This is a genomic window from Azospirillum sp. A26 (assembly GCF_042604635.1).
GTDB lineage: Bacteria > Pseudomonadota > Alphaproteobacteria > Azospirillales > Azospirillaceae > Azospirillum > Azospirillum palustre.
Genome location: NZ_CP170472.1, coordinates 2,196,640 through 2,223,494, shown reverse-complemented (window position 1 = coordinate 2,223,494; position 26,855 = coordinate 2,196,640). Strand labels below are relative to the sequence as shown.

Genomic DNA, 26,855 nt, shown 5'->3' with positions numbered 1-26,855 from the left:
CAGCCGCGCCTTCCCGGCATCTCCGGGGCCGCGCCGACCGTCGTCCTATACCACCGTATTTCTTTACCGGGAGTTTCCGACGCCACCACGTTATCATCGATGCAGCGGATTTGGCGGGCAGGGGACATCCACGGAGGCCGGCTTGGCTCTGAAGGCCGTCGGACGGCCGACAGGCTTGAACAAACTTCGTTTTTATCCCAAATCAGCCCGGTCGACAGTCTTCTCGCCTTAGAAATTCCCGGTAGGAAAGGAACAGTCCATGAAGACGGCGGTGCGTCCGGTGGTGTTTGCGGCGGCGGTCGGGATTGCGGCGCTGACCGGCGGCGCGCTGGTGGCATCGGCCGACTCGGCGCTGGGCCGGATCGGCTCCACCATCGGCCTCGGCGCCTCGCCGGCCGAAGCGGCGCTGCCCCTGGGTGCGGTCGGCGGCGGCACCATCGCCCCGATGCTGGAGCAGGTGACGCCGGCCGTGGTGAACATCTCGGTGCTGAGCCAAGCGCCCCAGGCGGAAAACCCGCTGCTGCGCGACCCGTTCTTCCGCCGCTTCTTCAACCTGCCCGACCAGATGCCGCAGTCCAAGCCGCAGGTCAGCGCCGGGTCGGGCGTGATCATCGATGCCCGCAACGGTTATGTCGTCACCAACAACCATGTGGTGGAGAACGCGCAGGAGATCGCGGTCACCCTGAAGGACCGCCGCCGTCTGCGCGCCAAGCTGATCGGCCGCGACGCCGCCACCGACATCGCGCTTTTGCAGATCAAGGCCGACGGGCTGGCCGCGCTGTCCATCGGCGACTCGGACCGTACCAAGGTCGGCGATTTCGTCGTCGCCATCGGCAACCCGTTCGGACTCGGGCAGACGGTGACCTCCGGCATCGTCTCGGCAATGGGCCGCAGCGGGCTGAAGATCGAAGGCTACGAGGACTTCATCCAGACCGACGCCTCGATCAACCCCGGCAATTCCGGTGGTGCCCTGGTCAATTTCCAGGGAGAGCTGATCGGCATCAACACCGCCATCATCGGTCCGGCCGGCGGCTCGGTCGGCATCGGCTTCGCGGTGCCGGTCAGCATCGTCCGGTCGGTGGTGGAACAGCTGCGCGAATATGGCGAGGTGCGGCGCGGCCGGCTGGGCGTCGCCATCCAGGACCTGACGCCCGACCTTGCGGAAAGCATGAGCCTGAAGGGCGACGAGGGCGCGCTGATCGCCAAGATCGAGCGTGGATCGCCGGCCGACAACGGCGGCCTGCGCAGCGGCGACGTGGTGATCGCGGTCGATGGCCGGCCGGTGCGCAGCGCCACCGATTTCCGCAACCGCATCGGCCTTCTGCGCGTCGGCACGCCGGTGCAGTTGACGGTGATGCGCGAGGGCGGGCAAAAGTCGGTCACCGTCCGAACCCAGCGTTGACTCCACCCCAGCGTTGCCCCCCAACGTTGGCCAAAGTGAATGGACCGTCGAGGAGCCACCCCGTACCGGCATGATGCGTTCGAACCCTCCCCGCCGCCCGGCCGCTCCGCCGGCGCCCACGCCTGGCCGCAGCGCGGCCCAGCGGCAGCGCGAGATCGCGACGCTGCTGATGCGGCTCGACGCCATGCTGAAGCAGTCGGCCGAACTGGCCCAGACGGCGCGCGAGCGGGTGTCGGTCGGTGGGCTGGCCCGCTATCGCCGCTTCAGCCGGCGGGTGCGCGACTTCTTCGCTCTGGCCGCCCTGACCCAGGAGCGGCTGGACGCGGCGCCGGAGGAGATGGAGGATCTGATCGACCCCATGACCACCGCGCTGGAGCGTCTGCACGCCCGCATGGTGGTCCAGTTCGTGGAGGGCAGCGCCGCTTTCTTCGCCAGCTTCGCGCGGGTGAAGGCCCTGCCCATCGGCACCCATGAGATGTGCGGGGTGGAACTGCGCGGCGTCCTGGAAATCCGCAAGTTCCTGGACGACCCGCTCTACGAGGGGGAGCGTGGGCAGGCCCTGCGCGGCGAGGCCGACCGCATCGCCGCCCTGATCCGGCGGGTGATGGACCGCATCCCGCCGCTGCCCGATTTCGGCGACGAACCCAGCATCGGCCCGCGCGGCACGCTGAACAGTCCGCTGAAGGGCCCCAACGCCCATCTGCCGCCCGGCCGCGCCGCCGCCCGCCCGTCTGCCGACCGCTTGGCCGCCGCCCGTCCGAGCGGCATGCCGCCGGCCGCCCCGCCGGCCCCGAACCCGAGCACCGAGGTCCGCTCGCTCAGCCTCGACCAGTTCGAGGATGACGAGGAGGAGTAGGGAAGAGAGGGGCCGGACCGGCCGTCCCGCCCCCTCGGCGCCCTCTCTGCGTTCCCTGGGCGCTCAGCGTCGGTGCCTGCCCTCGTCCGCCGTCAAGGCGCCGACCGCCGCGCCGGCGGCACCGCCCAGCAATCCGCCATAGACGGCACTGCCACCGGTGACGGCACCGATGGCCGCACCGCCGGCCGCACCGATGGCGCCGCCGGTCAGCGCGCGGTTCTCGCGATGGTTCAGGTTCGAACAGCCGCCGAGCAGGGTCGCGCCGATCAGCAGCGCCATCGCCCCGGTGGTGAATGTCCGCGTGGTGGTCTTCATCGGTCTCTTCCTTCGAACACAGGCACGTCGATAAGTCGACCGCCACCCTGCCGTCAGGGCGGGAACAGGCGGTCAAGCTTATGTTTGGTGAGCGGCGCCGGTCCTTGCTGTGACCATTTCGGGGTATCGGCTCTATCCGGTCGGGGTGACCCACTCCTTTTGAATTGCAAGCGGCACGGAAGGTTGGGCGGATGTGCGGCATGGACCATGCGGTGCAGCGTGTACGTCAATTCCGGTGTCGAGCATCAAAAATAACATTATGATTATTATGGTTACCAAATGGTGTGGTAATACCAAATGAATTGTGTATGGGGTTTTACAAATAGTTCGAAATTTTTTGATGGAAATTTCTTGTGAGTTGGCTGGGAAATCCTTTAGGACCTCGTCCACTATCCCTTGGGGAAGACAGAGATCGGCTCCGGCTGCGGGCGTGCAGACGCGCAATGCTGAAAGGCCGACACGGGGAAGACCAGAGATGACAATCGACGACAGCGACTTAGACAGGAACCGGCCGCTCCGCTCGCCATCCGACTCTCCGATGGGGAGGATCATCGAGATGGCGTTCAGCGGCCTGTGGGTGATCCGGCGGCGGGGCGTCTTGGCGGAGATTGGTGGACGGCTCTACTGGTCCGACCGCGCTTCGCTGGAGCAGGCTGCCGCGCGGGCCGGAATTCCGCTGTCCGCCGATGTCGTGCACACCGGCCGTCTCGACACCGACTGCTTCGACCCCGGTCGCCGCTAGCCGGCCACGGATGGGGACGGTCCATTCACCTTCCGGGGGATGGAACAACGACGAACGGACAGTTGCACGGGCGGCAGGCTGCTCCCAATATCCGGAGGATCGGCAAAGGTCAGAACCGGCCGTCCCGCAATCTCCGTTTCATTGGGGCCTATGGAAGACATCGACCGCCAAAGAGCGCTTGCCTATTTCGAAAGGCTGGGAAAAGAGCGGGTTCGACTCTATACCGCCATCGACTGTGACCGTTATCTCGGTGACTGGCAGGTCCGTGAATTGGCCGATCAGTGGCTTGATGCCAAGAATGCCGAAGACAGGCCGCGCCAGTTGGGGTGGCCGCTGCTGCGGCGGCTGCTGTCCAACCGCCGCTCCTGACCCATTCCCATCTCACCCCCGCTCCGGAAACAAACCCAGCAGCCCTTCGCGCGAGGCGGCGCAGACGCCGCGTTCGGTGATCAGGCCGGTTACCAGCCTTGCCGGCGTGACGTCGAAGGCGTAATTCGCCACCGGGCTGCCGTCGGGGGTGAGGCGAACCGTCTCGATCCGGCCGTCGGCGGTGCGTCCGGTCAGCTCGCTCACCTCGCGGCCGTCGCGCTCCTCGATGGGAATCTCCCGAACGCCGTCGGCGATGGTCCAGTCGATGGTCGGCGAGGGCAGCCCGACATAGAAGGGCACGCTGTTGTCGTGGGCGGCCAGCGCCTTCAGATAGGTGCCGATCTTGTTGCAGACGTCGCCGGTCGCGGTGGTGCGGTCGGTGCCGACGATGCACAGATCGACCTTGCCGTGCTGCATCAGATGGCCGCCGACATTGTCGGCGATCACGGTGTGGGGAACGCCATGCTGCTTCAGTTCCCAGGCGGTCAGGCTGGCGCCCTGGTTGCGCGGCCGCGTCTCGTCCACCCAGACATGCAGCGGGATGCCCTGTTCGAAGGCGGCATAGACCGGGGCGAGCGCCGTTCCCCAATCGACGGTGGCAAGCCAGCCGGCGTTGCAGTGGGTCAGCACGTTGACCGGCTCCCCTGGTGCCTTGCGTGCCGCCGCGGCGCGGATCAATGCCGCGCCGTGCAGGCCGATGGAGCGGTTGATCTCCACATCCTCGTCGGCGATGGCCGCAGCCTCCGCCTCGGCGGCGCCGACGCGTTGCGACTCGGGCAGGGGGGCCAGCCGGCCGCGCATGCGCTCCAGTGCCCAGCGCAGGTTGACGGCGGTCGGGCGGGTCGCCAGCAGGGTGGCGCAGGCCTGTTCCAGACCATGGTCGCTGGCGTCGGTCCGCAGGGCCAGCGCCACGCCATAGGCCGCCGCCGCACCGATCAGCGGGGCGCCGCGCACCAGCATGGCGCGGATGGCGTGGGCGGCCTCCTCCAGGCTGGTCAGGCGGACGACGGCGAAATCGTGCGGCAGCCTGGTCTGGTCGATGATGGCGACGACACCCTCGCCGTCCGGCCAGATGGTGCGATAGGCCGTCCCGTCGATCCGCATAAAACTATCCTCCCCATGCCCGCCGGAGTCCTGCCAGGTCCTTACCAACGCGGGATGACTTTGTCGGCACCCCACAATAGGTGGTGGCCGCTGCCGCTTCAACACGGGTAGCGTTCGGCGGAACCGTCACCTGCCGGGCGGTGTTACCGTTTCCGGCTAAGAATGAAGTGGCCGTATCTCCAGATGGTTTCCGACACAATGCCGTTGCGCGCGCTGCGTTCCCAATCCTCTCCGCTTTACCGGCTGCCCGGTTCGGCGCTGGTCCTGATCGCCTGCACCGCCGCGGTTCTGCTGACCATCGGGCTGTCGGCCGTCTTCGCCTGGCGCGACCGCAACGAGGCGGTTCAGCAGGCGACCGGTGTCGCCGGCAACATCGGACTGCTGGCGGCGGAGCATGCCGCCCGCCTGATCGAGTCGGGCGACCTGCTGCTGACCCAGACGGCGACCTTGGCCGGTCAGGCCGGCACGCCGCTGCCCGACGATGCGGCGACCCGCGACCGCATGGCCCTGCTGGCGGCCAGCGCTCCCCATGTGGTCGGGCTGGAAATCCGCGACGCCACGGGCGCCCTGCGGCTGTCGAGCCTGCCGGACGCAGCGCCCGGCGCCGGCATGCCGGCGCTGAAGCCGAATGGCATGACCATCGGCAGCGGCCGGATGGGCAGGCGCGCGGTGGTTGTCCTGGCGCAGCCTCTGCCGGGCGGCACGGCCGTCGGCGCTGCCGGTGCCACGCCGCGCGGCTGGGCGGTGGCGGGGCTAGACGCGCGGGCCTTCCGCGATGTCTACCGCTCGCTCGACGTCGGCTACGGCCACAGCATCTCCATCATGCTGCCGGATGGAACGCCGCTGCTGCGCGAACCGGAGGGCGGCGGCACCACGGGCGGCAATCCCGGGGATGAAGCCGCCAGCCACGCCGACGACATCACCGTGACCCGTCCGATCGGCGACACCGGCTTGTCGGCCGCGGTGACCATCACCACCGAAAGCGTCCTGCGGCGCTGGAGCGAGCGGCTGTGGATTTACGCCGCCTTCGCCGCCGCGGCCTGCGCGACGGTGGCGGTGATCGGCGCGCTCGCCATCCAGCGCGCCCGGAAGGAGCGCGAGGCCGAGGACGCCCTGCAACACGCCTACGACACGCTGGAGGAAAACGTCCATCAGCGCACCGCCCAGCTGGAGCGGGCCAACGCCCAGCTGGAAGCGGCGGTGACCGACAAGGAGGTGCTGCTGAAGGAGGTTCAGCACCGGGTGAAGAACAACCTTCAGGTCATTTGCAGCCTGCTGCGCCTGCAAGCCGCCCGCATCGACGAGAGGGCGCGGCGCGGCTTCGACGAGAGCCTGCGCCGCATCCAGACCATGAGCCTGCTGCACGAGCTGCTCCACCGTTCGGCCGAGCCGGCGCACATCAACTTTGCCGACGCGCTGCGCCAGATGTGCGACGGGCTGGTCCGTTCCGACAACCCGACGGCCGCCCGGCTGGAGCTGGAGGCGCAGGACTGGATCGTCGATGCCGACCGCGCCACGCCGCTGGCCATCGCCACCAGCGAACTGGTGTCCAACGCCTTGCTGCACGCCTTCCCGCATGGTCATCCTGGAACGGTGCGCGTGCTGCTGGAGCGCGAGGAAAACGGCATGCGGCTGATCGTGCGCGACAACGGCGTCGGGCTGCCCGCCGGCATGCCGAGCCAGCACAAGCGCCCAAGCCGCGGCGGCGCCAGCAGCGGGCTCGGCCTTAATCTGGTGCAGGCGCTGTCGCACCAGGCCGGCGCCACGCTGAAGATCGAGCGCGACGGCGGCACCATCTTCACCCTGACCATTCCCAACCTGCCGGTCCGCCAGCACGCCAAGTCAGCGGCGTAAGGAAAGGGGGCGGACTGAAAACGGAAAGGGCCTCCCCATCCTGCCGGAGGGGGAGGCCCTGACCCTGTGCGGCCGACCGCCTTGCGGCCGGTGCGGTGACTACTCCAGCATGCTGCGCAGCATCCAGGCGGTCTTGTCGTGGATTTGCAGGCGCTGGGTCAGCAGGTCGGCGGTCGGCTCGTCGCTGCCCTGCTCGGCCAGCGGGAAGACGCCGCGGATGGTGCGGGCGGCGGCCTCGTGGCCTTCGACCAGCTGGCGGATCATGTCGTTCGCCTTGGGAACGCCCGCCTCTTCCTTGATCGAGGCCAACTGAGCGAACTGCGAGAAGCTGCCCGGCGCCGGATAGCCCAGGGCGCGGATACGCTCGGCGATCTCGTCCAGCGCGGTCCACAGCTCCGTATACTGGGTCATGAACATGGTGTGGAGCGTGTTGAACATCGGACCGGTGACGTTCCAGTGGAACGAATGGGTCTTGATGTAGAGCGCGAAGGTGTCGGCCAGAACCTTGTTCAGCCCTTCGGCGATGGATTTGCGGTCTGCGTCCGAGATCCCGATGTCGATCTTCATAATTCGATCCTGGTTGTTGGGTTCTGCATCATACCCCGGCTCTAGCGCGGCCGTAACCGGCCTCCGCCCCCGCGGCCCCGGGACAAGAGCTTGGGCGCAGGCGGATCGTTTCAAGTCCGATGCGACCAAACTTCGCGGGCATGCGATGAACCCCAGGACCCATACCGTCCTCTGCGTCCGCTCCCGTCAGCCCGCCCGAAGCCGGCCGATGAAGTTCGTCACCTCGCGGTTCAGCGTCACCGCCTGACCGTCCAGCAGTTCCGCGGCGCGCAGCACCTCGCCGGCGGCGGTGCCGGTTTCCCCGGCGCTGGCGGAGACGGTCGCGATGGTGTGCGAGACCTCGGTGGTGCCGGCGGCGGCCTCCTGCACGTTGCGGGTGATCTCCTGGGTGGCAGCGGCCTGCTGTTCCATGGCCCCGGCGATGGAGCCGACGATCTCGTCGATGCCGACCACCGTTTCGCCCACCCCCTTGATCGCGGTGACGGCGGCTCCGGTCACGCCCTGCATGGTGGCGATCTGGGCGCCGATCTCCTCTGTGGCCTTGGCGGTCTGGGTGGCGAGGTTCTTCACCTCGCTGGCGACAACGGCGAAGCCCTTGCCGGCCTCGCCCGCCCGCGCCGCCTCGATGGTCGCATTCAGCGCCAGCAGGTTGGTCTGGGCAGCGATGGAGTTGATCAGGCCGACGATCTCGCCGATGCGGTGGGCGGCGTCGGACAGCCCGACGACATGGGCGTTCGTCTCCTCAACCGCCCGCACCGCGCCGCGCACCATGTCGAAGGACCGGCGGACCTGATCGCCGATCTCGGCAATGGAGGCCGACATCTCCTCCGTCGCGGCGGCGGCGGTCTGGACACTGGCACCGGCCTGGGCGCTGGCGGCGGCGACGGTGGCGGCCTGCCGGTTGGCGCTGTTGGCGCGCTCCAGCATGCCGGCGGCGTTGCTGCGCACCTGATGGGCGCCGGAACCGACAAGCTGAACCACCTCCGCCACGCGGACTTCGAACAGGTCGGCCAGCTCCTGGATGGCGCGGCGCTTCTCCGCCTCGGCTTCCGCCTTCTGGCGCTGCTGGTCGGCGGTCAGCCGCTCCACCTCGCGGGCGTTGGTCTGGAACACCTCCAGCGCGCGGGCCATGGCGCCGATCTCGTTGCGCATCCAGCCGCCTTCGACCACGGTGTCGAGCTGTCCGGCGGCCAGATCGGCCGTGTTGCTCGACAGCCGCTGCAAGGGCCGGGTGATGGAGCGGGCGAGCAGCAGCCCGGCCGCCATCATCGCCAGCAGCAGCCCGCCCATCACCAGTGCGAAGTCGCGGCGGGCCGATGCGGCGGCATCGCGGGTGGCCTGGGTGGCGGCGGCGGTGGAGCGGCCGATCGCCGCCTGCGTCTCCATCACCTTGGCGGTCAGGGCGGCGAACTGGTCGTCGGTGTGGGCCATCATCGGGATGCCGATCAGGCGGTCGATGGCCGCCATCTGGTTCATCTCGTCCACCGCCTTGGCATAGGCGCCGATCCGCACCGACACCTCGTCCAGCATCGCCCGCTCCGCCTCGATCAGCGGCATGGCCCGCAGCTCGGCAATTGCGGCGCGCGCCTTGCCCAGGTTGGCGGCGATGGCGTCGCGCATGGCCTGGAGCTTCTTCTCTTCGATCCCGGACCCCGACAGGGCCAGATGCCGGGACACGTCGCTGTGGATGACGTAGGCGATGGCGACCAACCGGTCGATGCGGCCCAACTGTTCCGCCGCCTCGCGGTGGATGGCGTCCACGGCGCCCAGGGCCTGTTCCGACTGGCGGTCGGCCAGCGCCAGTGCCGCCACCGTCAGGACGATCCCCATCAGGGGGGCTGCGAACACACGGCCTGCCACCGGCAGGCCGGACAGACGCGCAAAGACACCGCCGCTCATGCTCACCCCCAACAGTTCCGCCCGCAACGGCCCCACCCGCTGCTCACCGCCTTACGCGAGAGCCGTCACTTGTAGATGCCGACATAGGCGACCAGTTCCTGGCCCGGCACGCGCTTCACGTAGGTGATCTTCGGTTCGATCCTGTTGCTGGCGGGGTTCAGCCAGCGATACTCGACCCAGCCCTCGCCCTTGTCCTTGGCGACGGCCAGCACGTCCTGGACGATGAAGCGGCCGTCCGGGTCCTTGACGTTGATGACGCTCTGGCCGACGCCGGCCGGACGCGGCGGGTAGACCTTCCACACACCGGCGAAATCGATGACGTTGACGTAGATCTCACCGTTCTTGTACGGACCTTCGGCGTTGAACGCCTTGGCGGCCTCGTCCAGGCCCTGGGCGGCGATCAGCTCCGCCGCCTTCAGGGTGATGGACTTCGCGTCCTCCTGCGTCGGCTTGGCCTGCTCGGCGACGGCCGGGCTGGATAGCGGAGCGGAAACGGCAGTCCCGACGGCGATCAGGGCGACCGCCAGGAAACGAAACCACAGGCGCATGTGCATTTTCCCCAAGGATTGCGGGGCGGACGGCAGATGCCGCACGCCCCGGACATGTTTTATCCGGCCGTTATCGCCTTCGCGTGCGGCCATTTTCCCGTAAGGCTACTAGCAGAAGGTTTCATGCGTTTGTCCGTTGCATTTCCATGCGATCATATTGCATTGCAGCATAGCAATATTGCGAATAAGTGGTCGGCGGATGCGCTCTCCGGCGGTGTCGCCTTGCATTTGAACGTATTAGCTGTGCAGCGAGAACGGCTGGACGGGGTTGGACAAGCCATCCGCGCACCGATGCGGCTTATCGACGCATCGGTTGCTCCCGCAGTCCGCGCGTGACTGTTTGCCGCCCCTTTTTTCCATCGACAGCCGCGCCGTTCGGGTGGAGCATCGAAAGTCCGATGCGGGCGCCCCGCCGGCTCCGGGCCAGATGCGCTTTCCAGCGCCCGTCCGCCGCCGCCCGATCCGGACGCAATCTTCTGGAAGTGCCAAGTCTTTAAAGTGCCAGTCTGAAGTGCCACACGCGAACGGGCCGCCCTGGCGGCCGGCGCCGGCGGCCCCATTCCCGCCCTGGCCCCGTCCCCCCGGTCACGACAGCCCGAAGCTTCGACGGGAGGTGTGAATGCCGCATACGCAAATCCGGACGGCGCGCTGCGCGGCGCTGGTCGGCCCTTATCTCGCCGGCAAAACGACACTGCTGGAAAGCCTGCTGTTCGCCGCCGGGGCCGTCACCCGCAAGGGCAGCGTGCGCGACGGCAATGCCGTGGGCGACAACTCGCCGGAGGCGAAGGCCCGGTCGATGAGCACCGAGCTGAACGTCGCCTCCTTCGATTACCTGGGGGAACGCTGGTCGATCCTCGACTGCCCCGGTTCGGTGGAACTGGCGGGGGAGGCACAGGCGGCGCTGATGGCCGCCGACATCGCCATCGTGGTGGCGGAGGCCGCACCGGAAAAGGCGGTGCTGCTGGCCCCGCTGCTCAAGGTGCTGGACGATCACCGCATCCCGCATCTGCTGTTCATCAACAAGATCGACACGCTGGGCGATATCAGGGTGCGCGACGTCGTCGCCGCCTATCAGGAGGTCTCGACCCGCAAGCTGGTGCTGCGCGAGGTGCCGTTGCGCGAGAACGGCCAGATCACCGGGCTCGTCGATCTGGTCAGCGAGCGTGCCTGGCGCTTCAACCCGCACAAGCCGTCCGATCTGGTCGCCCTGCCTGACGGCGCCCGCGACTGGGAGACGGAGGCGCGGCAGGCGATGCTGGAATCGGCGGCCGATTTCGACGACGGCCTGCTGGAAAAGCTGCTGGAGGACATGGCTCCCGACAGTGCCGAGCTTTACGAGACGCTGGCGCACGAGTTGGCCGACGACCTGATCGTGCCGGTCTTCTTCGGGTCGGCGGAGAACGACAACGGCATCCGCCGCCTGTTGAAGGCCTTGCGGCACGAGGGGCCGGAGGTTGCCACCACCGCGGCCCGCATCGATATCCCGGCCGACGCGGCGGTGGCGGCGCAGGTGGTGAAGACGATGATGGGGTCCCATGCCGGGAAGCTCAGCCTCGCCCGCATCTGGCGCGGCACCGTCACCGACGGCATGACGCTGGGGGCTGAGCGGGTGTCCGGCATCTTCCAGCAGTTCGGCCGCGACCAGACCAAGGTGCCGCAGGCCGTGGCCGGCGATCTCGTGGCCCTCGGCCGGCTGGAGAAAGCGGCGACCGGCGACCGTCTGACCGAGAAGGCCAATCTTGGCCCGCCCGCCGACTGGCCGGCCGCCGCCCCGCCGGTGCATGGGCTGGCGCTCCGCGCCGAGAACCGCAATGACGAGGTGAAGCTGTCCGCAGCCTTGCAGAAGCTGCGGGAGGAGGATCCGTCCCTGACGCTCGACCAGTCGGCCGAGACCGGCGAACTGGTGCTGTGGGGCCAGGGCGACGTGCATTTGAAGCTGGCGATGGACCGGCTGCGCAGCCGCTTCAACGTCGCGGTGAGAGGCCAGCCGCCGCAGGTGCCCTACAAGGAGACGATCCGCAAAGGCACCGGCCACCATGCCCGCTTCAAGCGCCAGACCGGCGGCCATGGCCAGTTCGCCGACATCCATGTCGAGATCCGGCCGCTGCCGCGCGGGTCGGGCATCCAGTTCGAGGATGCGGTGGTCGGCGGCGCCGTGCCGCGCCAGTACATTCCCGCGGTGGAGGCCGGCGTGCGCGACGCGGCGGTGCGCGGGCCGCTGGGATTTCCGGTCGTGGATTTTGCGGTGGCGTTGACCGGCGGCCAGTTTCACGCCGTCGACAGTTCTGACATGGCCTTCAAGACGGTGGCGCGGCAGGCGATGGCCGATGCCCTGCCGACCTGCGAACCGGTGCTGCTGGAACCGATCCTGACCGTCACCATCGCGGTGCCCAGCGCCTTCACGCCGAAGGTTCAGCGTCTGGTCAGCGGACGGCGCGGCCAGTTGCTGGGCTTCGATGCGCGGCCGGGCTGGCCCGGCTGGGACGAGGTGAAGGCGTGCATGCCCCAGGCCGACATGCAGGATCTGATCGTGGAACTGCGGTCGCTGACCTTCGGCGTCGGCAGTTACAGCGCCGAGTTCGACCGGCTTCAGGAGGTGGTCGGCAAGGCGGCCGACCGGGCCGTGGAAATCCGCCGTGACATGCTGGCGGCACAATAGACAAGGGAACGCTCCACCACCCGGCTGGCGGGCGGTGGAGCGGTTCCAGCCTTACTTACCCGATCTTCTGCTTGGCCATCGCGCCCAGACGCAGGCGGAGCGCGTTCAGCTTGATGAAGCCTTCCGCGTCCTTCTGGTTGTAGACGCTGTCCTGCTCGAAGGTCACATAGTCCATCCGGTACAGCGAGTTGGGCGACTGGCGGCCGACGACCGTGACGTTGCCCTTGAATAGCTTCAGACGGACGGTGCCGTTGACCAGCGACTGGGTCTGGTCGATCAGCGCCTGGATGGCCAGACGCTCCGGGCTCCACCAATAGCCGCAATAGATCAGCTCGGCGTAGCGCGGCATCAGCTCGTCCTTCAGGTGGCCGGCGCCACGGTCGAGCGTGATGCTCTCCATCGCGCGGTGCGCCACCAGCAGGATGCTGCCGCCCGGGGTCTCGTAGACGCCGCGCGACTTCATGCCGACATAGCGGTTCTCGACCAGATCGAGGCGGCCGATGCCGTTCTCGCCGCCCAGGCGGTTCAGCTCGGTCAGCAGGGCCGCCGGCGACAGCGCCTTGCCGTCGATGGCGACCGCGTCACCGTTCTTGAACTCGACCTCGATGTAGGTCGGGGTGTCCGGCGCCTTTTCCGGGGCGACGGAGCGGGTGTACATGTCCTCGTCCGGCTCGACCCACGGATCCTCCAGCGCCTTGCCCTCGTACGAGATGTGCAGGAGGTTGGCGTCGGTGGAATAGGGGGCCTCGCCGCGCTTGTCCTTCGCGATCGGGATCTGGTTCTTCTCGGCGTAGTCCAGCAGCGTGGTGCGGCTGTTCAGGGTCCATTCGCGCCACGGCGCGATGACCGTGATGTCCGGGCGCAGGGCGTAATAGCCCAGCTCGAAGCGGACCTGGTCGTTGCCCTTGCCGGTGGCGCCATGGGCGACGGCATCGGCGCCGACCATGTTGGCGATCTCGATCTGGCGCTTGGCGATCAGCGGCCGGGCGATCGAGGTGCCGAGCAGGTAGGTGCCCTCGTAGAGCGTGTTGGCGCGGAACATCGGGAAGACGAAATCGCGCACGAACTCTTCGCGCAGATCGTCGATGAAGATGTTTTCCGGCTTGATGCCCAGAAGCTCGGCCTTCTTGCGGGCAGGCTCCAACTCCTCGCCCTGGCCGAGGTCGGCGGTGAAGGTCACCACCTCGCAGGAATAGGTTTCCTGCAGCCACTTCAGGATGACCGAGGTGTCGAGGCCGCCCGAATAGGCGAGCACCACTTTCTTGATCTGTTTGCCGGACGCGCCGCTCATGGGACTGCTCTTGCAGTAGAGAAAGGTAAGGCCGCGACCGTACGGCCTTTCCCGCCCGCCTTCAAGCCCTGCCGGCGCCGATCTGCCCCCGCGAATGACCGGAAACGGCTACTCGATCTTTTCGCCGGGGTAGGTGCCCCAGAAATCGGCGCGCTTCATCCAGCCGCGATAGCCCTTCACATCGACCTCGCACCACTCGTCGCGGCACTTCTTCAGCGATCCGATGACACCGGGCTCGGCCCGCGCCACCACGCCGCTGTCCCCGCGCGGTGAATCGTAGATCGCGCGGGTCTGGCCGACGATCAGCACACCACGGCGTCCGGACAGCGCGCTTTGATGCACCCAGCCTTCCGCCCCCTCCCAATCGCGGATGCGGCGCCAAGTGTCGAACTCCTGGATGATCTCCACCGGCATGTCCTTGCGCTTGAACACCCATTCGATGGGGTAGCTGCCGTTGGGGCCGGAGCGCAGGTTCACCTCGCCGACGCGCACGGTGACGAAGCGGGGGATTGGCAGGCCCGACGCATGGGTCGGGTCCTTCCCCTCCGCGGCGAGCGCCGCGCTCCCGCCGCCCGCGAAAAGCCCCGCCCCCAACCCCGCGATCAGGACCAGAGCGGCGAGGACGGAGCGGCGGCGGACAGGCATGACGGCACCGGAACAGGAATAGGGGAGGGCAAACCGGGCCGCACTATAGAGACCACCCGTTCGATAGGGCAAGCGCTGCCACCCCCTGCCGTCACCCCCGATGCCATGCCCCCGGACGGTGCGGCCGGCTTGCCGCAGGGTGGCCTTTCGCGACGGACTTCTGGACAGTCCAACGACCGCTTGGTATGGCAACCATGGACCGGAGCAGCCCGTGCCGAGACCTTCAGATGCGGGCAGCCGGGGCAAGGGAGGACCAGCACCGATGACCGACAAGAAGAAGCCGCTCGTTGTCGTCACCCGCAAGCTGCCGGACGTCATCGAGACGCGCATGATGGAGCTGTTCGACACCCGGCTCAATCCGGACGACGTGCCGCTCACCCCGGCCCAGATGCAGGACGCGATGAACATCGCCGAGGTTCTGGTGCCCACCGTCACCGACCGCATCGACCGCGCGCTGATCGAGGCCGCCGGGCCGCAGCTGCGGCTGATCGCCTCGTTCGGCACCGGCGTCGACCACATCGACCTGAAGGCGGCGCGCGAGCGCGGCATCGTCGTCACCAACACCCCGGGCGTCCTGACCGAGGACACCGCCGACATGACCATGGCGCTGCTGCTGGCCACCGCGCGCCGCGTGGCGGAGGGCGAGCGGCTGGTCCGCTCCGGCCAGTGGACCGGCTGGGGTCCGACCACCATGCTGGGCCACCGCATCAGCGGCAAGCGGCTGGGCATCCTGGGCATGGGCCGCATCGGCTCGGCGCTGGCCAAGCGGGCGCGCGCCTTCGGCATGTCGATCCACTACCACAACCGCCGCCGCGTCCATCCGGAGCTGGAGCAGGAGCTGGAGGCGACCTACTGGTCCAGCCTGGACCAGATGCTGGCGCGCATGGACATCGTGTCGATCAACTGCCCGCACACGCCGGCCACCTACCATCTGCTGTCGGAACGCCGGCTGAAGCTGCTGCGCCCGCACTGCTACATCGTCAACACCTCGCGCGGCGAGGTGATCGACGAGGTGGCGCTGACCCGCATGCTGTCGAAGGGCGAAATCGCCGGCGCCGGTCTGGACGTGTTCGAGCATGAGCCGGCAGTCAACCCGAAGCTGCTGCGGCTGGATAACGTCGTCCTGCTGCCGCACATGGGCTCCGCCACCATCGAGGGCCGCATCGACATGGGCGAGAAGGTGGTGATCAACATCAAGACCTTCACCGACGGCCACGCCCCGCCCGACCGCGTTCTGGAAGCGCTGCTGTAAGACGGGGTTGCCTTCCCCTTCGGACAGGGGAGGGGACCGGTCAGGACGCGGAGGCTTCCAGCGGGGCGGCTTCCCGTGCCGGCACCTCCTGCAGCTCCGCCTCCAGCCTTGCCTTCGCGGCGGCGGCCAGCTGCTCGTCGGCCTGGATGCGGGCCATGTCCTCCGGTGCGACGGCGCCGGCGGCGATCACCAGCTCGGCGAAATCGGACAGATAGACGCTGCCCTTGACGGTACGCTGGACCAGCACGTTGCGCTTATCCTCGGCATCGCGCTTGCGCTTGACGAAGCCCAGGACCGACAGACGGTCGAGCGCACGGGTCACCGCCGGCTTGGAAATGTTCAGCAGGGACGCCAGACCGCGCACGGTGTGCGGCGGGTCGGTCAGATAAACCTGGAGAAGGATCGCCAATTGCCGCGCCGACAGGTCCGGCGCGTCCTTGCGGACGCTGGCGACCAGCGCGGTGCGCCACAACCCGAGCGCCTTGAGGTTCCGTGCCATGCCTCCCCCCGGAAAGCCGCGTGCGGTTCCGCAACCGCAGCACGCGCCGCGAAGTGTCGCTTACCCGAACGATGCAGGCAAGACTTTCGCGTTCCCGGGAGAAGGACGGCGTCGGTGCCTGCCTACTTTCCGTCCCGCTTCAGCACCACCGGCTTGGCCGTGCCGGTGACCAGCAGGTTTCCGCCGGCGAGCGGAACGACGGTCAGGCTGCCACCGGCCGACACCGGGGCGAGGCTGACCGCCTGCTTGGCGGCGTCAGCGGCAAGTTTCACCCCGCCGGGGACCTGCTTGGGGTCGAAGAAGGCGTCCTCTCCCTGGCCGGCGACATCGTAACCCGTGCATTCGCTGCCTACGCAGATGCCGGTCTCGTCGATGCGCGCCTTGCCGGCGGGGGTGTTGAGGGGCGCGTCGTCCGCCCCGCCGCCGCTCCAACTCCAGCTGCCGCGCAGCCAGTCCGGCAGGCGGGTGTCCTTCTGGACCTCCAGATTATCGGTGATCAGGCCGATGCTGCCATTCAGCCCCTGGGCGGCCACCGCCTCGGCAATCCTGCGGGCTTCGGCGGCCGGGATGCCGTAGCGGGTGGCGATCTGCGGCGTCCAGGCCGTCACCGCACCGTCCACAGCCTTGCGCAGGCGGTCGCCCCAGCCGGGCGCGATCCAGCGCGGGTTGGACCAGCCGGAAGCATCCTTGATCAACTGGGCCAGTTGCGGGGCGTCGGCGCCCTGATCGGTGACGAACAGGCGCGGATCGACCGCCGACTTCATGCGGTCGATGCCCATCTGCCGGTAGGTGGCGAAGCGGATGGTGCCGGTGCGGTTGGAAGCCGCCTCCAGCATCGGTGCGAGCAGGTCGTCAACCGCCTTCCAGGCGGGGGTGGCGAGCAGGGCCTTGTCGTCGGGGCAGGCGGGATAGGCGCCGAAATTGTCGCGGTTGCTGCCATAGAGCGGCTCCATCGCCTTCCAGGCCGCCGCTCCCCGCTTTTCCATCACCGAACAGGGCCACGCCATCTCCACCTCGTCGGTGACGACGCGCAGCGCGGTGAGGAAGCCGTCGTCGGTGGCGAGATCGACCCCGGATGCCGTCTCGCGGGCATAGGAATCCTCGATGCCGGCGATGGCCTCGCGCAGCAGAGCCTCCGCCTTCACGCGGTCGAGCGAGGGGCCGAAGCGCAGCAAATAGGCATTCCATCCCTTGCCCAGCCCGCCGCGGATTTCGCCAAGCCGTTTGGCGGCGCCGGCCGGGTCGCCGGCGATGCCGTCGACGATGGCGGACATCGCGGCGACCGCCTTCGGCATCGAGTCGGACAGCGCGGTGCGCCGGGCGTCCAGCACCGGGCCGAGGCAAGAGCCGGGAGCGGCGGCGGTCGCACACTGGTTGCGCTGCGTCAGCCAAGCCCGCTGTTCCGTTCGCAGCCGGTCGCGGTCGGCGGTGGCGGATAGGTCCTGCAGCGTCTTGTAGAGGTCGGCGATCTCCCGGTCGGCATCGGCCAGCTTGGGATCGGCGCAGATCGCCTTTTCCACCTGCGTGGAGGCCGCCTTGCAATCGAAGGACGGCTCCGCCCTTGCGGCCCCGCCGACGACCATGATCGAGAATGCGGCCGCCCCCCCCGCGAGCATTGCGCCGCCGATGGACGGCGTCCCGCTTTTGCGCTTGTCCATAACCGCTCGGTTTTTCTCTGCCCGGCCCATCATGCCTTCCTGGGACTGTGATCCGCGGAAGATACGGAATCCGTTGCGGCTTGTCCTCTGCCTCCCTGGCAATTCCGAGGAGCGGCAATCAAAGAAAAGCACTCAAAGAAAAGCGACTGCGATTGCAGCGAAATGGCAGCTGGCCGCAGCCAGCACGAACAGGTGCCAGACGGCGTTGTTGTAGGGCATGCGATCCATCAGGTGGAAGACGACGCCGACGGTGTAGACCAGCCCGCCGGCGACCAGCAGCCACAGGGCGGGCGCCGACAATGCCGATCCAAGCGGTTCCAGCGCCGTGACCACTGCCCAGCCCAGCCCGAGATAGAGCGCCAGTCCCAGCCGGTTGAAGCGACCCGGAAAGCGCAGCTTGAGCGCGGCGCCGAAGGCGGCCCCGCCCCAGACGGCACCGCCCAGCCCGATCCCTTGGCCCAGCCCCAGCGTGAAGGGCGTGTAGGTGCCGGCGATCATCACGAAGATCATGGCATGGTCGATCCGCCGCAGCACCGCCTTGCCGAAGCCGGGCGGGGCGAGGTTGTAGGCGGCCGAGGCCGTCAGCATCCCCACCAGCCCCAGGCCGTAGACGGTCAGCGCCAGCGCCGTGTTGACCGGCACGGCGCCGGAAAACACACCTTCATTCAGCAGCCAGACGAAGCCGGCGAGGCCGGCGGTGACGCCGATGGCATGAACGACCGCATCGGCCCGCCGCTCACCGACGCTGTAGACGGGAAACTGGTGGGCATCCGGCATTGGCACACCGCTTCGGTCGACGCAAAGAGAGAAGTCGGCCGCCGGAATGGGGCCTGCGTCGAACATGGTGTGCCGGCAGCGGCCACGCCACCGGTCCTGTCCGATGGAAAGAACCCGGCGGGCGCTGCTTCGGCGAACCGCTTATGCCGGACGGAACGGCCGCGTTACGCCGTTATTCCGCTGCGAAGGCGACGGGCGCGGTGTGGCGGTGGCGCGGCATCGGCTCCGACAGGTTGGCGGCCTTGCGGAAGTAGCACAGGGCATAGACACGGACGCAGCCCGTGAGATTGTCGCAGTCCTGACGTTCTGCATCGATCTTCGACACCAGCTCGCTCATTGTCATGAACTCGCGGGCGCAGATTTCCTCAAGCGACTCCCACTCCACCGGCATCAGCTTCATGCTGGTCCGCTTGCCGTTCACTCTGATGTTGCGCATGTGCATGGGAGAGCCCTCCGTTGCTGATGCATAAATGGGTATGCGAAACGGTGGGGTGCATGCTGTGAAGTTTTTCACAGGGAAAACGACCTGGGGGGCCGTCGGCGAGCCAACCGGGCATTGTGGCGTCATCATGGGATCGGAGGTCGGCCATGACACGGAACGAAGCCTTGCGTGCGATCATGAACGAGGCGGCAGCGGCACGCTCCGCCCTGTGCGAGAACGAACTGGTCATCCGCTTGGACAACATCCTCGCCATTGCCCGTGCAGCGTTGGAGGAGCGAGACGGGGACGAAATGCCGCGGCCGCCGCACAACGAAAACGGCGGCCGGCCGGAGGGGCAGGGGTGAAGACACCGTAACGTTGGCAGACTGAGACAATTTGTCACTGTCGGTCGTAAATCCGTACAACTTCGCACACCTACGAATTGCATATGGGAGTAACCTTCCGGGCCTACCGCCGTCGTCCCCGGTCCAGGAAAATCCCGGAAGGCAGGCGGAGGGCTTCTCAAATCGAAATGGGACTTCCCAGGCAATGGCTCCGATCCCGACTCCGACCTGCATCCTGCGCGGCACTTACGTTCGTTCCATGTTCGGCGATGTACCCGTCGAAAGCCTGAAGATCGGCGATATGATCAAGTCGTCGGTGAGCGGCGAGTTCCGTTCGATCCGCTGGATCGGCCGGCGTCTGCTGGCAGGCTCGTCCTTCGATACCGAGCATCTGCGCAACGTCCATCTGCCGGTGCGGATCGCCCGTGACGCCATCGCCCAGAACTTGCCGGCTCGTGACCTCTACATCTCTCCCGGCCACGCGCTGCTGATCGGCGAGTACGGTGTTTCGGCCCGTCTGCTGATCAACGGCTCGTCGATCAGGCAGCTCGATGCGATGGAGGAGATCGAGTATTTCCACATCGAACTCGACAGCCATGACGGCATGTTTGCCGAGGGGCTGCCGGTTGAGACCTATCTCGAAGCCGACAACCGTCAGGCCTACGACAATGCCGCCGAGTATGAGGCACTGTATCCGGGAGACGATCCGCGCATTCAGGAGCCCTGTGTGAAGATCGACATCCCGCTGGCTGCCCTGGAGCGAATCCGCAAGAACGTGAACAAGCGCGCCGAGCAGCTCGAAACGGCCGAACTGGCCTGAAGCCGAGCTTGGCCCGCCTGTGGGCCGGAGTATCGAATGTAAGAGAGGGGCCGTCCTGTGGGGCGGCCCTTTTGCATTGGCGGAGGCCGGGGACGTCTACGAGCTTCACCCGCTTTGTTACGACTGCTGCCGAAAGCAGCCGGGTCTCATCTGCGGGATTATAGTGCCAGGTCTGCTAACAGTTTGCGCTATTGCGCCTACCTCCCCGATCACGCCGAAAGCCATGTCTAGCGCACCTTGAGTGCGGTCGACCCACTACGGCCCTGCGGCGGTTTCGTGGTGGCGGCGCGTGTTTTTCCATCCCTTCGATGCGCGCGACGCGGGCCGACCCGGCACTTTTGCCGCCTGTATGGCAAGAAGACACAACTCAAGAGATTTGAGTAAATTAGTTTTCAGTCCAACAACGATAGAAACATCATCGCGAAACAATCCACGTCCATAAGGGAGCCGCGGCGATCACCCACGGGTACGCGAGACGTCTTCGACCCCCGAAACGGATTTGTGGAAGGAACGACACGGCCATGACCACCATCCCGACGATCCCCAACGTCAACGCCGGCGGCAGCCTCGACATCATCCAGACCACCTTCAAGCTGTCGGCGATCTCCAACGCCGCCACTTGGAACAACGGCAACGCGACGCAGCTCCAGTCCGACCTGCTGACGCTGGTCGAGGACAATCTCGGCGCGAACTCGCCGCTGAAGCCCTACATCGGTTCCTGGGATCTCGTCTGGGGGCCCTGCGTCTTCCAGAACGTCGGCTCGACGGATGCCGACAACGCCATGTACGTCGCCTACAACGCCGACATCGACTATTACGTCGTCGCCATCGCCGCCACCAACATACAGTCGCTGTACGATTGGGAGACCGAGGACTTCAACGTCGGGCTGACCAACCGCGTCGCGTTCCCGAACGGCATCTCGGCGCCGAACTGCGTCAATCCCAGCAGCGTGACCGACGTCGGACTCGTGTCGCTGGGCACCGCCACCGGCGTGACCCATCTGCTGAGCATGAGCCCGCCGAGCGAGAACGTCCCCGGCTACGGCCAGAATCTCCAGCAGTTCCTGAAGAGCAAGGAGTCTACCGGCGCGACGCTGGTCTTCACCGGCCACAGCCTGGGCGGCGCGCTGTCCCCCACCCTGGCCTTCTGGCTCTACCCGCAGGGCAGCAACGACGGGCAGTTTTGGGCCAACGTGTTCGTCCTGCCGACCGCCGGGGCGACGCCGGGCGACCTCGACTTCGCCACCGCCTTCAACACGGCCTTCCCGCAGACCGCCGTCACCGGCACCAACGCGACCACCTACGACTACGCTTATTGGAACACGGTGATCTGGAACCAGTACGACACCGTGCCCCACGCCTGGTGCAACCTGAGCTGGGCCTCGCCGGGCCAGGCGCCGGGGAATGTGATCTGGGATCTGGTGCTCGGGACGACGACCCTGCACACGACCTACGTCAAGAGCTGCACCTGCCTGTACGGCCCGCTGTCCGGGCTGGCGCTCCAGGAAATCCCCTTCCTGATCGGCAAGGCGAACCAAGCCGCCGGCAACGTCGTCACCAACGACGTGGTGAGCAGCTCCTACACCCATCTGCAGAATCAGATGCTCCCGGCCCCCCAGCCCTCCCCGCCTCCCGGCGGAGTGAGCACGATCAAACAGTTCCTCAACTATCTGGGCCAGCAGCACATGACGGAATACGCCACGCTGTTCGACGTGCCGCCGGACCCGTTCAACGCCAACGTCAATTGGGGCGAGGCGCTGTGGAACGTGTTGGGCACGCTGATCGAGGATTTGTTGAAAGACCTGACGGTCACCATCGATACGGTGCCCACCGCCGGGGCTCCGGCCCCGACCGACGCCTGATCGACGGGCGCTCTCCGGTGCGGGCAATCGATCCGGGGCGTTGGCCGGCATCGTCACGGTCAGCGTGGTGGACGAGCACTTGCTCGCGCCGGGCCTGCCGGTGGCGCCAGGGGCGGGTGGCGAACCAGCCAAGTCAGGAAGCTTGGTTCCCCCTGAGTTCCCCCAGACCCTGCCCACATAAAAAAACCGCCGCTAACCCGATGGATTAGCGGCGAGTTGAACAGGGAGGCTTCACGTCTGGGAGACGCTGGGTCCGAGGACCCAACCCCGGAGGGGAGACCTCCGGGACGAAACATCAGATGCTGCGTCGCAACATCCAACGATCAAAATTTGACCATTCTGCTGCCAACTTTCCAGGCATAAATGTATAAATCTACCATGCAAGACACGCATGGCTTCTGAAGTCCCTTAGGAAGCTAATAAAAATGCCAAAAACGACGGCGGCGCTCCGGTAAGTTGGAGCACCGCCGTCGTTTTTGGCAATTCTCTTACGGGATCACTGAAAATGTTCGTGGTCAGAACGGAGTTTCTGCCACTTTTTTAACCAGGAAGTCGCGGAAGACGGCGATGCGCTTGGAATGGCGCAATTCTTCGGCATAAACGAAGTAGGCGTCGACCTTCGGCCCGTCGACATCCGGCAGGATCCGCGTCACGTCCTTGGAGAAGCTGTCGACCAGGAAGTCGGGCAGCGCACCGATGCCAAGCCCGCTCTCCACCGCGCGGTAGATGGCGTAGACGCTGTTGACCTGCAGGATCGGTTTCCGGTTGGGCGACGGATCGCCCATTTCCATGATCCAGTTGACGTTGGGGATCGGCGCCCGCACGTCGGGCGGGTAGGTGATCAGATCGTGGTTGTCCAACTCCGCCAGCGTCTTGGGCGAGCCCTTCTTCTTCAGGTAGCTCTGGCTGGCATAGAGGTGGAAGCGGATCGACATCAGGTGCCGCTGGATCAGGTCCGGCTGGCGCGGCGTGTTCATGCGGATGGCGATGTCCGCCTCGCGCATCGCCAGATCCAGCTCGTCGTCGTCGATCAGCAACGTCAGCTGGATGTCGGGGTAAATCGACATGAACTCGTTGATGCGCGGCGTCAGCCAAGTCGATCCGAAGGCGACGGTTGTCGTCACCCGCAGCGGACCCTTGGGATGCTCCCGGCTTTCGGTCAGCATCGCCTCGGTCATCGACAGTTTGGCGAAGACGTCGCGGGCGGTGCGGTGAAGCAGCTCGCCCTGTTCGGTCAGGATCAACCCACGGGCGTGGCGGTGAAACAGTGGAACGCCCAGGCTTTCCTCAAGCGCGCTGATCTGGCGGCTGACCGCCGACTGGCTGAGGTTCAACGTCTCACCGGCGTGCGTGAAGCTGCCGGCTTCGGCCACCGCGTGGAAGACCCGAAGCTTGTCCCAATCCATCATGCTGTCCCGCCCCGATGCGCAACCGCCCGGAGCCTCCCGTTTATCTTGAGGACGGCGCATGGCCGCCATGCATGTTTATAGCGGGAACGCGCCCGGAACGCACGCGCTAGTAAAAGCGATTCGCACGAAAATTAATCATGATCACAGGAGTTATTCTCATCCGAAGTCACAGCGATCCGGGCATATCCGTATAATGGATAGGGATGTTTGCCATGCTCGGAAACGGGGCAGCGGTCGTTCGCCCCCGTTTTGCTAATCCGCAGCGTCGGTCAGCGCGGCGGCCTTGACCGTCGCGCTGCGGGCATCGCCCGCCGGCTTGTCCGGACCGCGGCGGCCGATATGGCCGCTGATCTCGTCGCCGGCATCGGCGGGCAGGCGCCAGAAGGGCAGGCTGGAGGCGCAGGCCATCAGCCCCACCGTCAGGAAGGCGGGAACGAAAGAGGCCGGGGTCAGCGTGCCGCTCCACTGCACGGTCAGGTGAAGCGTGGTGGCGCCGACGGCGACGCCGAGGCTCATCGACAACTGCTGCATGACGCTGGCCAGCGTGTTGGCGCGGCTTGTCATCGGCTGCGGCACCTCGGCGTAGCTCAGCGTGTTCATGCCGGTGAATTGCAGCGACCGGAAGAAGCCGCCCAGCAGCAGCGCGCCCAGGATCACCAGATGCGGCGTGTCGGGGCGGAAAGCGCCGTAGCTGGCCAGGATCACGCCGCTGACGATGGAGTTCAGCGTCAGCACCGGACGGAAGCCGAAGCGGCGCAGGATCGGGCCGGCCAGCGCCTTCATGGTCAGGGCGCCCGCCGCTCCGGCGAAGGTGAGGGCGCCCGACTCGAAGGCGGTCAGGCCGAAGCCGATCTGCAGCATCACCGGCATCAGGAAGGGCACCGCGCCGATGCCGATGCGGAACAGGGTGCCGCCCAGCACCGATGCCCGGTAGGTTTGCAGCCGGAACAGCGACGGGTCCAGCACCGGCCGTGCCACCCGCCTGGCATGGCGCAGATAGGCCAGCGTCGCCAGCAGCGCCACCGCCAGCAGGATCGCCACCGCAGTGGCCGGCAGCAGGTCGCGTCCGACATTCTCGAAGCCGAACATGAAGGCGGCCAGCGCGACGGAACTCCACAGGAAGCCGCGGGCGTCGAACGGGTCGCGCTGCTCCTCCTTCAGGTTGGGGATCAGTGCCAGCACCAGGGCGATACCCACCAGCCCGATCGGCACGTTGATGAAGAAGATCCAGCGCCAGGAGGCATAGGTGGTGATCGCTCCGCCGACCAGCGGTCCCAGCGCCGGCCCGATCAGCGCCGGCAGGGTCATCCGCGCCATCGCCGTCACCAGCTGGTCCTTGGGCACGGTGCGCAGCAGGATCAGCCGGCCGACCGGCACCATCATCGCCCCGCCCATGCCTTGGAGGATGCGGGCGGCCACCAGCTCCGCCAGCCCGTTGGACAGGCCGCAGGCGATGGAGCCCGCCATGAAGACGCCGATGGCGCTGGCGAAGACGGTGCGGGCGCCGTACCGGTCCGCCGCCCAGCCGCTGACCGGCAGGAACACCGCCAGCGCCAGCATGTAGGAGGTCATCGCCAGACTGAGCCGCAGCGGATCCTCGCCCATCGACTGCGCAATCCCCGGCAGGGCGGTGGCGATCACCGTCGAGTCGAGATTCTCCATGAACAGGGCACAGGCGATGATCAGCGGGGTGACGCGCGACATGACGGACCGTCAGGCAGGGAGCGGAACCCTACGAATGTGAGGCGTCCCGCCGCATTGACCATCGCCCATGCGAAAGCCCTGCCATGCGTAAGCGCGGTCGGAGACGGATCACCCGGCCGCGGAGACGAAGTCCACCGCCGCCTGCGTATGCAGCCGCGTGGTGTCGAACACCGGGAAGCCCGGCAGGTCGGGCTGGTCGATCAGCAGGAAGATCTCGGTGCAGCCCAGGATCACGCCCCCGGCGCCGCGGCGGCGCAGATCCTCGACGATGCGCAGATACTCGGCCTTGGAGTCGGGGCGCAGATCGCGCCGCACCAGCTCGTCGAAGATGATGCGGTCGACAAGGGTCTGGTCGGCCTCGTCGGGCACCAGAAGCTCGATGCCGAAACGGTCGCGGAACCGCTCCGCCAGCAGGTCGGACCGCATGGTCGCCGCGGTGCCGAGCAGGCCGACCCGCTGCAGTCCGGCCTTCGCGATCGCTTCGCCCGTCGGGTCGGCGATGTGGATGAAGGGGATGCTGCGGCCGGCCATGATCGGCTCGACCACCCGGTGCATGGTGTTGGACACGCAGATGACCAGATCGGCGCCGGCCCGCTCCAGCGCATCGACCTTGCCGGAGAGATAGCGTTCGGCGCCGCTCCAGTCGCCGGTGCGGACGAAATGCTCGATGTTGCCGAAATTCACGCTGACGATGACGATCTCGCCGTTGTCCCAGCCGCCCAGCCGGGCATTCAGCCCGTCGTTGAGAAGGCGGTAATATTCACCGGTGGCCTGATTGCTCATGCCGCCGAGCACGCCGATGGTCTTCTGCGGCAGGGGGCGAACGGTTGGTTGGATCGTCATCGCGGTCAAGGCTCCTTATTGGCTCGTCCTGAACAGGCCGCCAGCCTTACCACGTCATCGCCCGGTGAACACCGGCTTCCTCTTTTCCAGGAACGCGCGGTAGCCCTCGCGGAAATCCCCGGTGCCGAAGCAGCGGTAGCATTCGGCGATCTCCGCCTCGGTCAGCGGCGCCGGATCGGACAGGCGGCGGACATAACGCTTGTGCAGGGTCGCGGCCAGCGGCGCGCCGGCGGCGATGCGCTGGATCGTGGCGGCGATCTCCGCCTCGAAGCCTTCATCCGGGACGGTGCGGTGGACGAGGTTCTTGTCCTTGGCCTCCGCCGCACCGAAGACGCGGCCTTCCAGCAGGATTTCCAGGGCCGCCGGACCGCCGGCGACGTCGGCCACCAGCTTCAGCTCCGTCGGTCCCATGGAGATGCCGAGCCGGCTGACCGGCACGCCGAAGCGGCTGCTCTCCGAACAGACCCGCAGGTCGCAGGCCAGCGCCACCGCAAGGCCGATGCCGCAGCAGGGGCCGTCGATGGCGGCCAGCACCGGCTGGCGCAAGGCACGCAGGCCATCCAGCCCCTCGTCCATCAGATCGCCGTAGCTCGCCCCCTGTTCGGGGCTGTTGCGCTCGCTTTCGAACTCCGAGATGTCGGCGCCGGGGGAGAAGGTGCGGGCGCCGTTGACGCCGGGACCGCCGCGCATGACGACGACGCGGGTTCCCTCATCGGCTTCCAGAGCGCTCCGGTGGCCGATCAGGGCGTGCCACATCGGCTTGTCGAAGGCGTTTAGCTTGTCCGGGTTGGACAGGGTCAGGGTCGCGACCGCTCCATCGCGGGTCAGGGTGATGGTGCCGGCCATGCCGCAGTCTCCATCCGTTGCCGTATGGCCGCGTACCATAGCGCCCCGCCGCCGGGACGCAAGCTGTCCGGTGCCGCGGTGCGGAACGGGTGGGCCGCAAGGGTGGAAGGGGAGGTCGCGAAAAAAGTGAGGGGAGGGTGAATTTTCCTCTTGCGGCGGAGGCCGTGTT

At 67.1% G+C, this 26,855-nt stretch carries 26 protein-coding genes; 11 read left to right on the top strand and 15 right to left on the bottom strand.

The features are described from left to right. The first annotated feature begins 259 nt into the window (after nt 1-259). Together ABNQ39_RS11110 and ABNQ39_RS11105 are read left to right on the top strand one after the other, a co-directional pair. The gene (locus ABNQ39_RS11110) at nt 260-1,402 is read left to right on the top strand and encodes a Do family serine endopeptidase (protein ID WP_376957668.1); all 1,143 of its coding nucleotides are present in this window, start codon (nt 260-262) and stop codon (nt 1,400-1,402) included. A 70-nt stretch (nt 1,403-1,472) separates the two neighbouring features. Then, complete coding sequence (locus tag ABNQ39_RS11105) at nt 1,473-2,258, top strand: hypothetical protein (protein WP_376957667.1); 786 nt, start codon at nt 1,473-1,475, stop codon at nt 2,256-2,258. A 63-nt stretch (nt 2,259-2,321) separates the two neighbouring features. Here the strand turns inward: ABNQ39_RS11105 and ABNQ39_RS11100 are convergent, their stop codons facing one another. Next, complete coding sequence (locus ABNQ39_RS11100) at nt 2,322-2,573, bottom strand: hypothetical protein (RefSeq protein ID WP_376957666.1); 252 nt, start codon at nt 2,571-2,573, stop codon at nt 2,322-2,324. Between the two features lie 556 nt (nt 2,574-3,129). On the opposite strand from ABNQ39_RS11100, the gene ABNQ39_RS11095 reads away from it, so the two are divergent. Continuing rightward, nucleotides 3,130-3,315 carry a hypothetical protein gene (locus ABNQ39_RS11095; protein ID WP_376957665.1) on the top strand — a complete coding sequence of 62 codons (186 nt, stop codon included), beginning with the start codon at nt 3,130-3,132 and terminating at the stop codon, nt 3,313-3,315. A 150-nt stretch (nt 3,316-3,465) separates the two neighbouring features. Next, complete coding sequence (locus ABNQ39_RS11090) at nt 3,466-3,684, top strand: hypothetical protein (RefSeq protein ID WP_098738876.1); 219 nt, start codon at nt 3,466-3,468, stop codon at nt 3,682-3,684. A 12-nt stretch (nt 3,685-3,696) separates the two neighbouring features. Here the strand turns inward: ABNQ39_RS11090 and mtnA are convergent, their stop codons facing one another. Continuing rightward, nucleotides 3,697-4,788 carry an S-methyl-5-thioribose-1-phosphate isomerase gene (gene mtnA, locus ABNQ39_RS11085; RefSeq protein WP_376957664.1) on the bottom strand — a complete coding sequence of 364 codons (1,092 nt, stop codon included), beginning with the start codon at nt 4,786-4,788 and terminating at the stop codon, nt 3,697-3,699. A 183-nt stretch (nt 4,789-4,971) separates the two neighbouring features. Here mtnA and ABNQ39_RS11080 point away from each other — a divergent pair, with 183 nt between their 5' ends. Further along, complete coding sequence (locus ABNQ39_RS11080) at nt 4,972-6,642, top strand: sensor histidine kinase (RefSeq protein ID WP_376957663.1); 1,671 nt, start codon at nt 4,972-4,974, stop codon at nt 6,640-6,642. A 99-nt stretch (nt 6,643-6,741) separates the two neighbouring features. Here ABNQ39_RS11080 and ABNQ39_RS11075 read toward each other — a convergent pair whose 3' ends face one another. From ABNQ39_RS11075 to ABNQ39_RS11065, 3 genes are all read right to left on the bottom strand, one after another. Further along, on the bottom strand, nt 6,742-7,209 hold the full coding sequence (locus tag ABNQ39_RS11075; RefSeq protein ID WP_098738879.1) for a Dps family protein: 468 nt from the start codon (nt 7,207-7,209) through the stop codon (nt 6,742-6,744). A gap of 186 nt (nt 7,210-7,395) precedes the next feature. Continuing rightward, nucleotides 7,396-9,108 carry a methyl-accepting chemotaxis protein gene (locus ABNQ39_RS11070; RefSeq protein WP_376957662.1) on the bottom strand — a complete coding sequence of 571 codons (1,713 nt, stop codon included), beginning with the start codon at nt 9,106-9,108 and terminating at the stop codon, nt 7,396-7,398. A gap of 65 nt (nt 9,109-9,173) precedes the next feature. Further along, nucleotides 9,174-9,656, bottom strand: coding sequence for a cache domain-containing protein (locus ABNQ39_RS11065; RefSeq protein ID WP_376957661.1), 483 nt, complete (start codon nt 9,654-9,656; stop codon nt 9,174-9,176). 36 nt (nt 9,657-9,692) lie between these two features. Here ABNQ39_RS11065 and ABNQ39_RS11060 point away from each other — a divergent pair, with 36 nt between their 5' ends. Both ABNQ39_RS11060 and ABNQ39_RS11055 read left to right on the top strand, forming a co-directional pair. Then, the gene (locus tag ABNQ39_RS11060) at nt 9,693-9,992 is read left to right on the top strand and encodes a hypothetical protein (protein ID WP_376957660.1); all 300 of its coding nucleotides are present in this window, start codon (nt 9,693-9,695) and stop codon (nt 9,990-9,992) included. 283 nt (nt 9,993-10,275) lie between these two features. Further along, nucleotides 10,276-12,315: an elongation factor G gene (locus tag ABNQ39_RS11055; RefSeq protein WP_376957659.1), complete on the top strand. Its 2,040-nt coding sequence runs from the start codon at nt 10,276-10,278 to the stop codon at nt 12,313-12,315. 55 nt (nt 12,316-12,370) lie between these two features. Here the strand turns inward: ABNQ39_RS11055 and ABNQ39_RS11050 are convergent, their stop codons facing one another. Further along, nucleotides 12,371-13,606 carry an argininosuccinate synthase gene (locus ABNQ39_RS11050; protein WP_098738883.1) on the bottom strand — a complete coding sequence of 412 codons (1,236 nt, stop codon included), beginning with the start codon at nt 13,604-13,606 and terminating at the stop codon, nt 12,371-12,373. A gap of 108 nt (nt 13,607-13,714) precedes the next feature. Then, entirely contained in the window at nt 13,715-14,251 is a 537-nt protein-coding gene (locus ABNQ39_RS11045; protein ID WP_376957658.1) for an SH3 domain-containing protein, read from the bottom strand. Between the two features lie 262 nt (nt 14,252-14,513). On the opposite strand from ABNQ39_RS11045, the gene ABNQ39_RS11040 reads away from it, so the two are divergent. Next, nucleotides 14,514-15,503: a 2-hydroxyacid dehydrogenase gene (locus ABNQ39_RS11040; protein ID WP_109051890.1), complete on the top strand. Its 990-nt coding sequence runs from the start codon at nt 14,514-14,516 to the stop codon at nt 15,501-15,503. 40 nt (nt 15,504-15,543) lie between these two features. Here the strand turns inward: ABNQ39_RS11040 and ABNQ39_RS11035 are convergent, their stop codons facing one another. The 4 genes from ABNQ39_RS11035 to ABNQ39_RS11020 form a co-directional block, all read right to left on the bottom strand. After that, nucleotides 15,544-16,002 (bottom strand): MarR family transcriptional regulator, encoded by a 459-nt coding sequence (locus tag ABNQ39_RS11035; protein ID WP_174474227.1) that lies wholly within the window; start codon nt 16,000-16,002, stop codon nt 15,544-15,546. A gap of 122 nt (nt 16,003-16,124) precedes the next feature. Beyond that, a complete protein-coding gene (locus tag ABNQ39_RS11030; protein WP_376957657.1) occupies nt 16,125-17,660 on the bottom strand; it encodes a lysozyme inhibitor LprI family protein in 1,536 nt (511 codons plus the stop codon). 132 nt (nt 17,661-17,792) lie between these two features. Then, the gene (gene trhA, locus ABNQ39_RS11025) at nt 17,793-18,437 is read right to left on the bottom strand and encodes a PAQR family membrane homeostasis protein TrhA (RefSeq protein ID WP_376957656.1); all 645 of its coding nucleotides are present in this window, start codon (nt 18,435-18,437) and stop codon (nt 17,793-17,795) included. Nucleotides 18,438-18,609: 172 nt separating this feature from the next. After that, complete coding sequence (locus ABNQ39_RS11020; protein WP_376957655.1) at nt 18,610-18,879, bottom strand: ribbon-helix-helix domain-containing protein; 270 nt, start codon at nt 18,877-18,879, stop codon at nt 18,610-18,612. A 146-nt stretch (nt 18,880-19,025) separates the two neighbouring features. Here ABNQ39_RS11020 and ABNQ39_RS11015 point away from each other — a divergent pair, with 146 nt between their 5' ends. From ABNQ39_RS11015 to ABNQ39_RS11005, 3 genes are all read left to right on the top strand, one after another. Next, nucleotides 19,026-19,223, top strand: a complete 198-nt coding sequence (locus ABNQ39_RS11015) for a hypothetical protein (RefSeq protein ID WP_376957654.1) — start codon at nt 19,026-19,028, stop codon at nt 19,221-19,223. Between the two features lie 184 nt (nt 19,224-19,407). Next, complete coding sequence (locus ABNQ39_RS11010) at nt 19,408-20,022, top strand: Hint domain-containing protein (protein WP_376957653.1); 615 nt, start codon at nt 19,408-19,410, stop codon at nt 20,020-20,022. Between the two features lie 521 nt (nt 20,023-20,543). Further along, nucleotides 20,544-21,884 carry a lipase family protein gene (locus ABNQ39_RS11005; RefSeq protein WP_376957652.1) on the top strand — a complete coding sequence of 447 codons (1,341 nt, stop codon included), beginning with the start codon at nt 20,544-20,546 and terminating at the stop codon, nt 21,882-21,884. 515 nt (nt 21,885-22,399) lie between these two features. Here ABNQ39_RS11005 and ABNQ39_RS11000 read toward each other — a convergent pair. The 4 genes from ABNQ39_RS11000 to ABNQ39_RS10985 form a co-directional block, all read right to left on the bottom strand. Then, on the bottom strand, nt 22,400-23,290 hold the full coding sequence (locus tag ABNQ39_RS11000) for a LysR family transcriptional regulator (RefSeq protein WP_098738890.1): 891 nt from the start codon (nt 23,288-23,290) through the stop codon (nt 22,400-22,402). A gap of 255 nt (nt 23,291-23,545) precedes the next feature. After that, nucleotides 23,546-24,997, bottom strand: coding sequence for a DHA2 family efflux MFS transporter permease subunit (locus ABNQ39_RS10995; RefSeq protein WP_376957651.1), 1,452 nt, complete (start codon nt 24,995-24,997; stop codon nt 23,546-23,548). A gap of 108 nt (nt 24,998-25,105) precedes the next feature. Next, nucleotides 25,106-25,840, bottom strand: a complete 735-nt coding sequence (locus ABNQ39_RS10990) for an aspartate/glutamate racemase family protein (RefSeq protein WP_376957650.1) — start codon at nt 25,838-25,840, stop codon at nt 25,106-25,108. 54 nt (nt 25,841-25,894) lie between these two features. Continuing rightward, the gene (locus ABNQ39_RS10985; protein ID WP_376957649.1) at nt 25,895-26,686 is read right to left on the bottom strand and encodes an enoyl-CoA hydratase/isomerase family protein; all 792 of its coding nucleotides are present in this window, start codon (nt 26,684-26,686) and stop codon (nt 25,895-25,897) included. Nucleotides 26,687-26,855 lie beyond the last annotated feature (169 nt).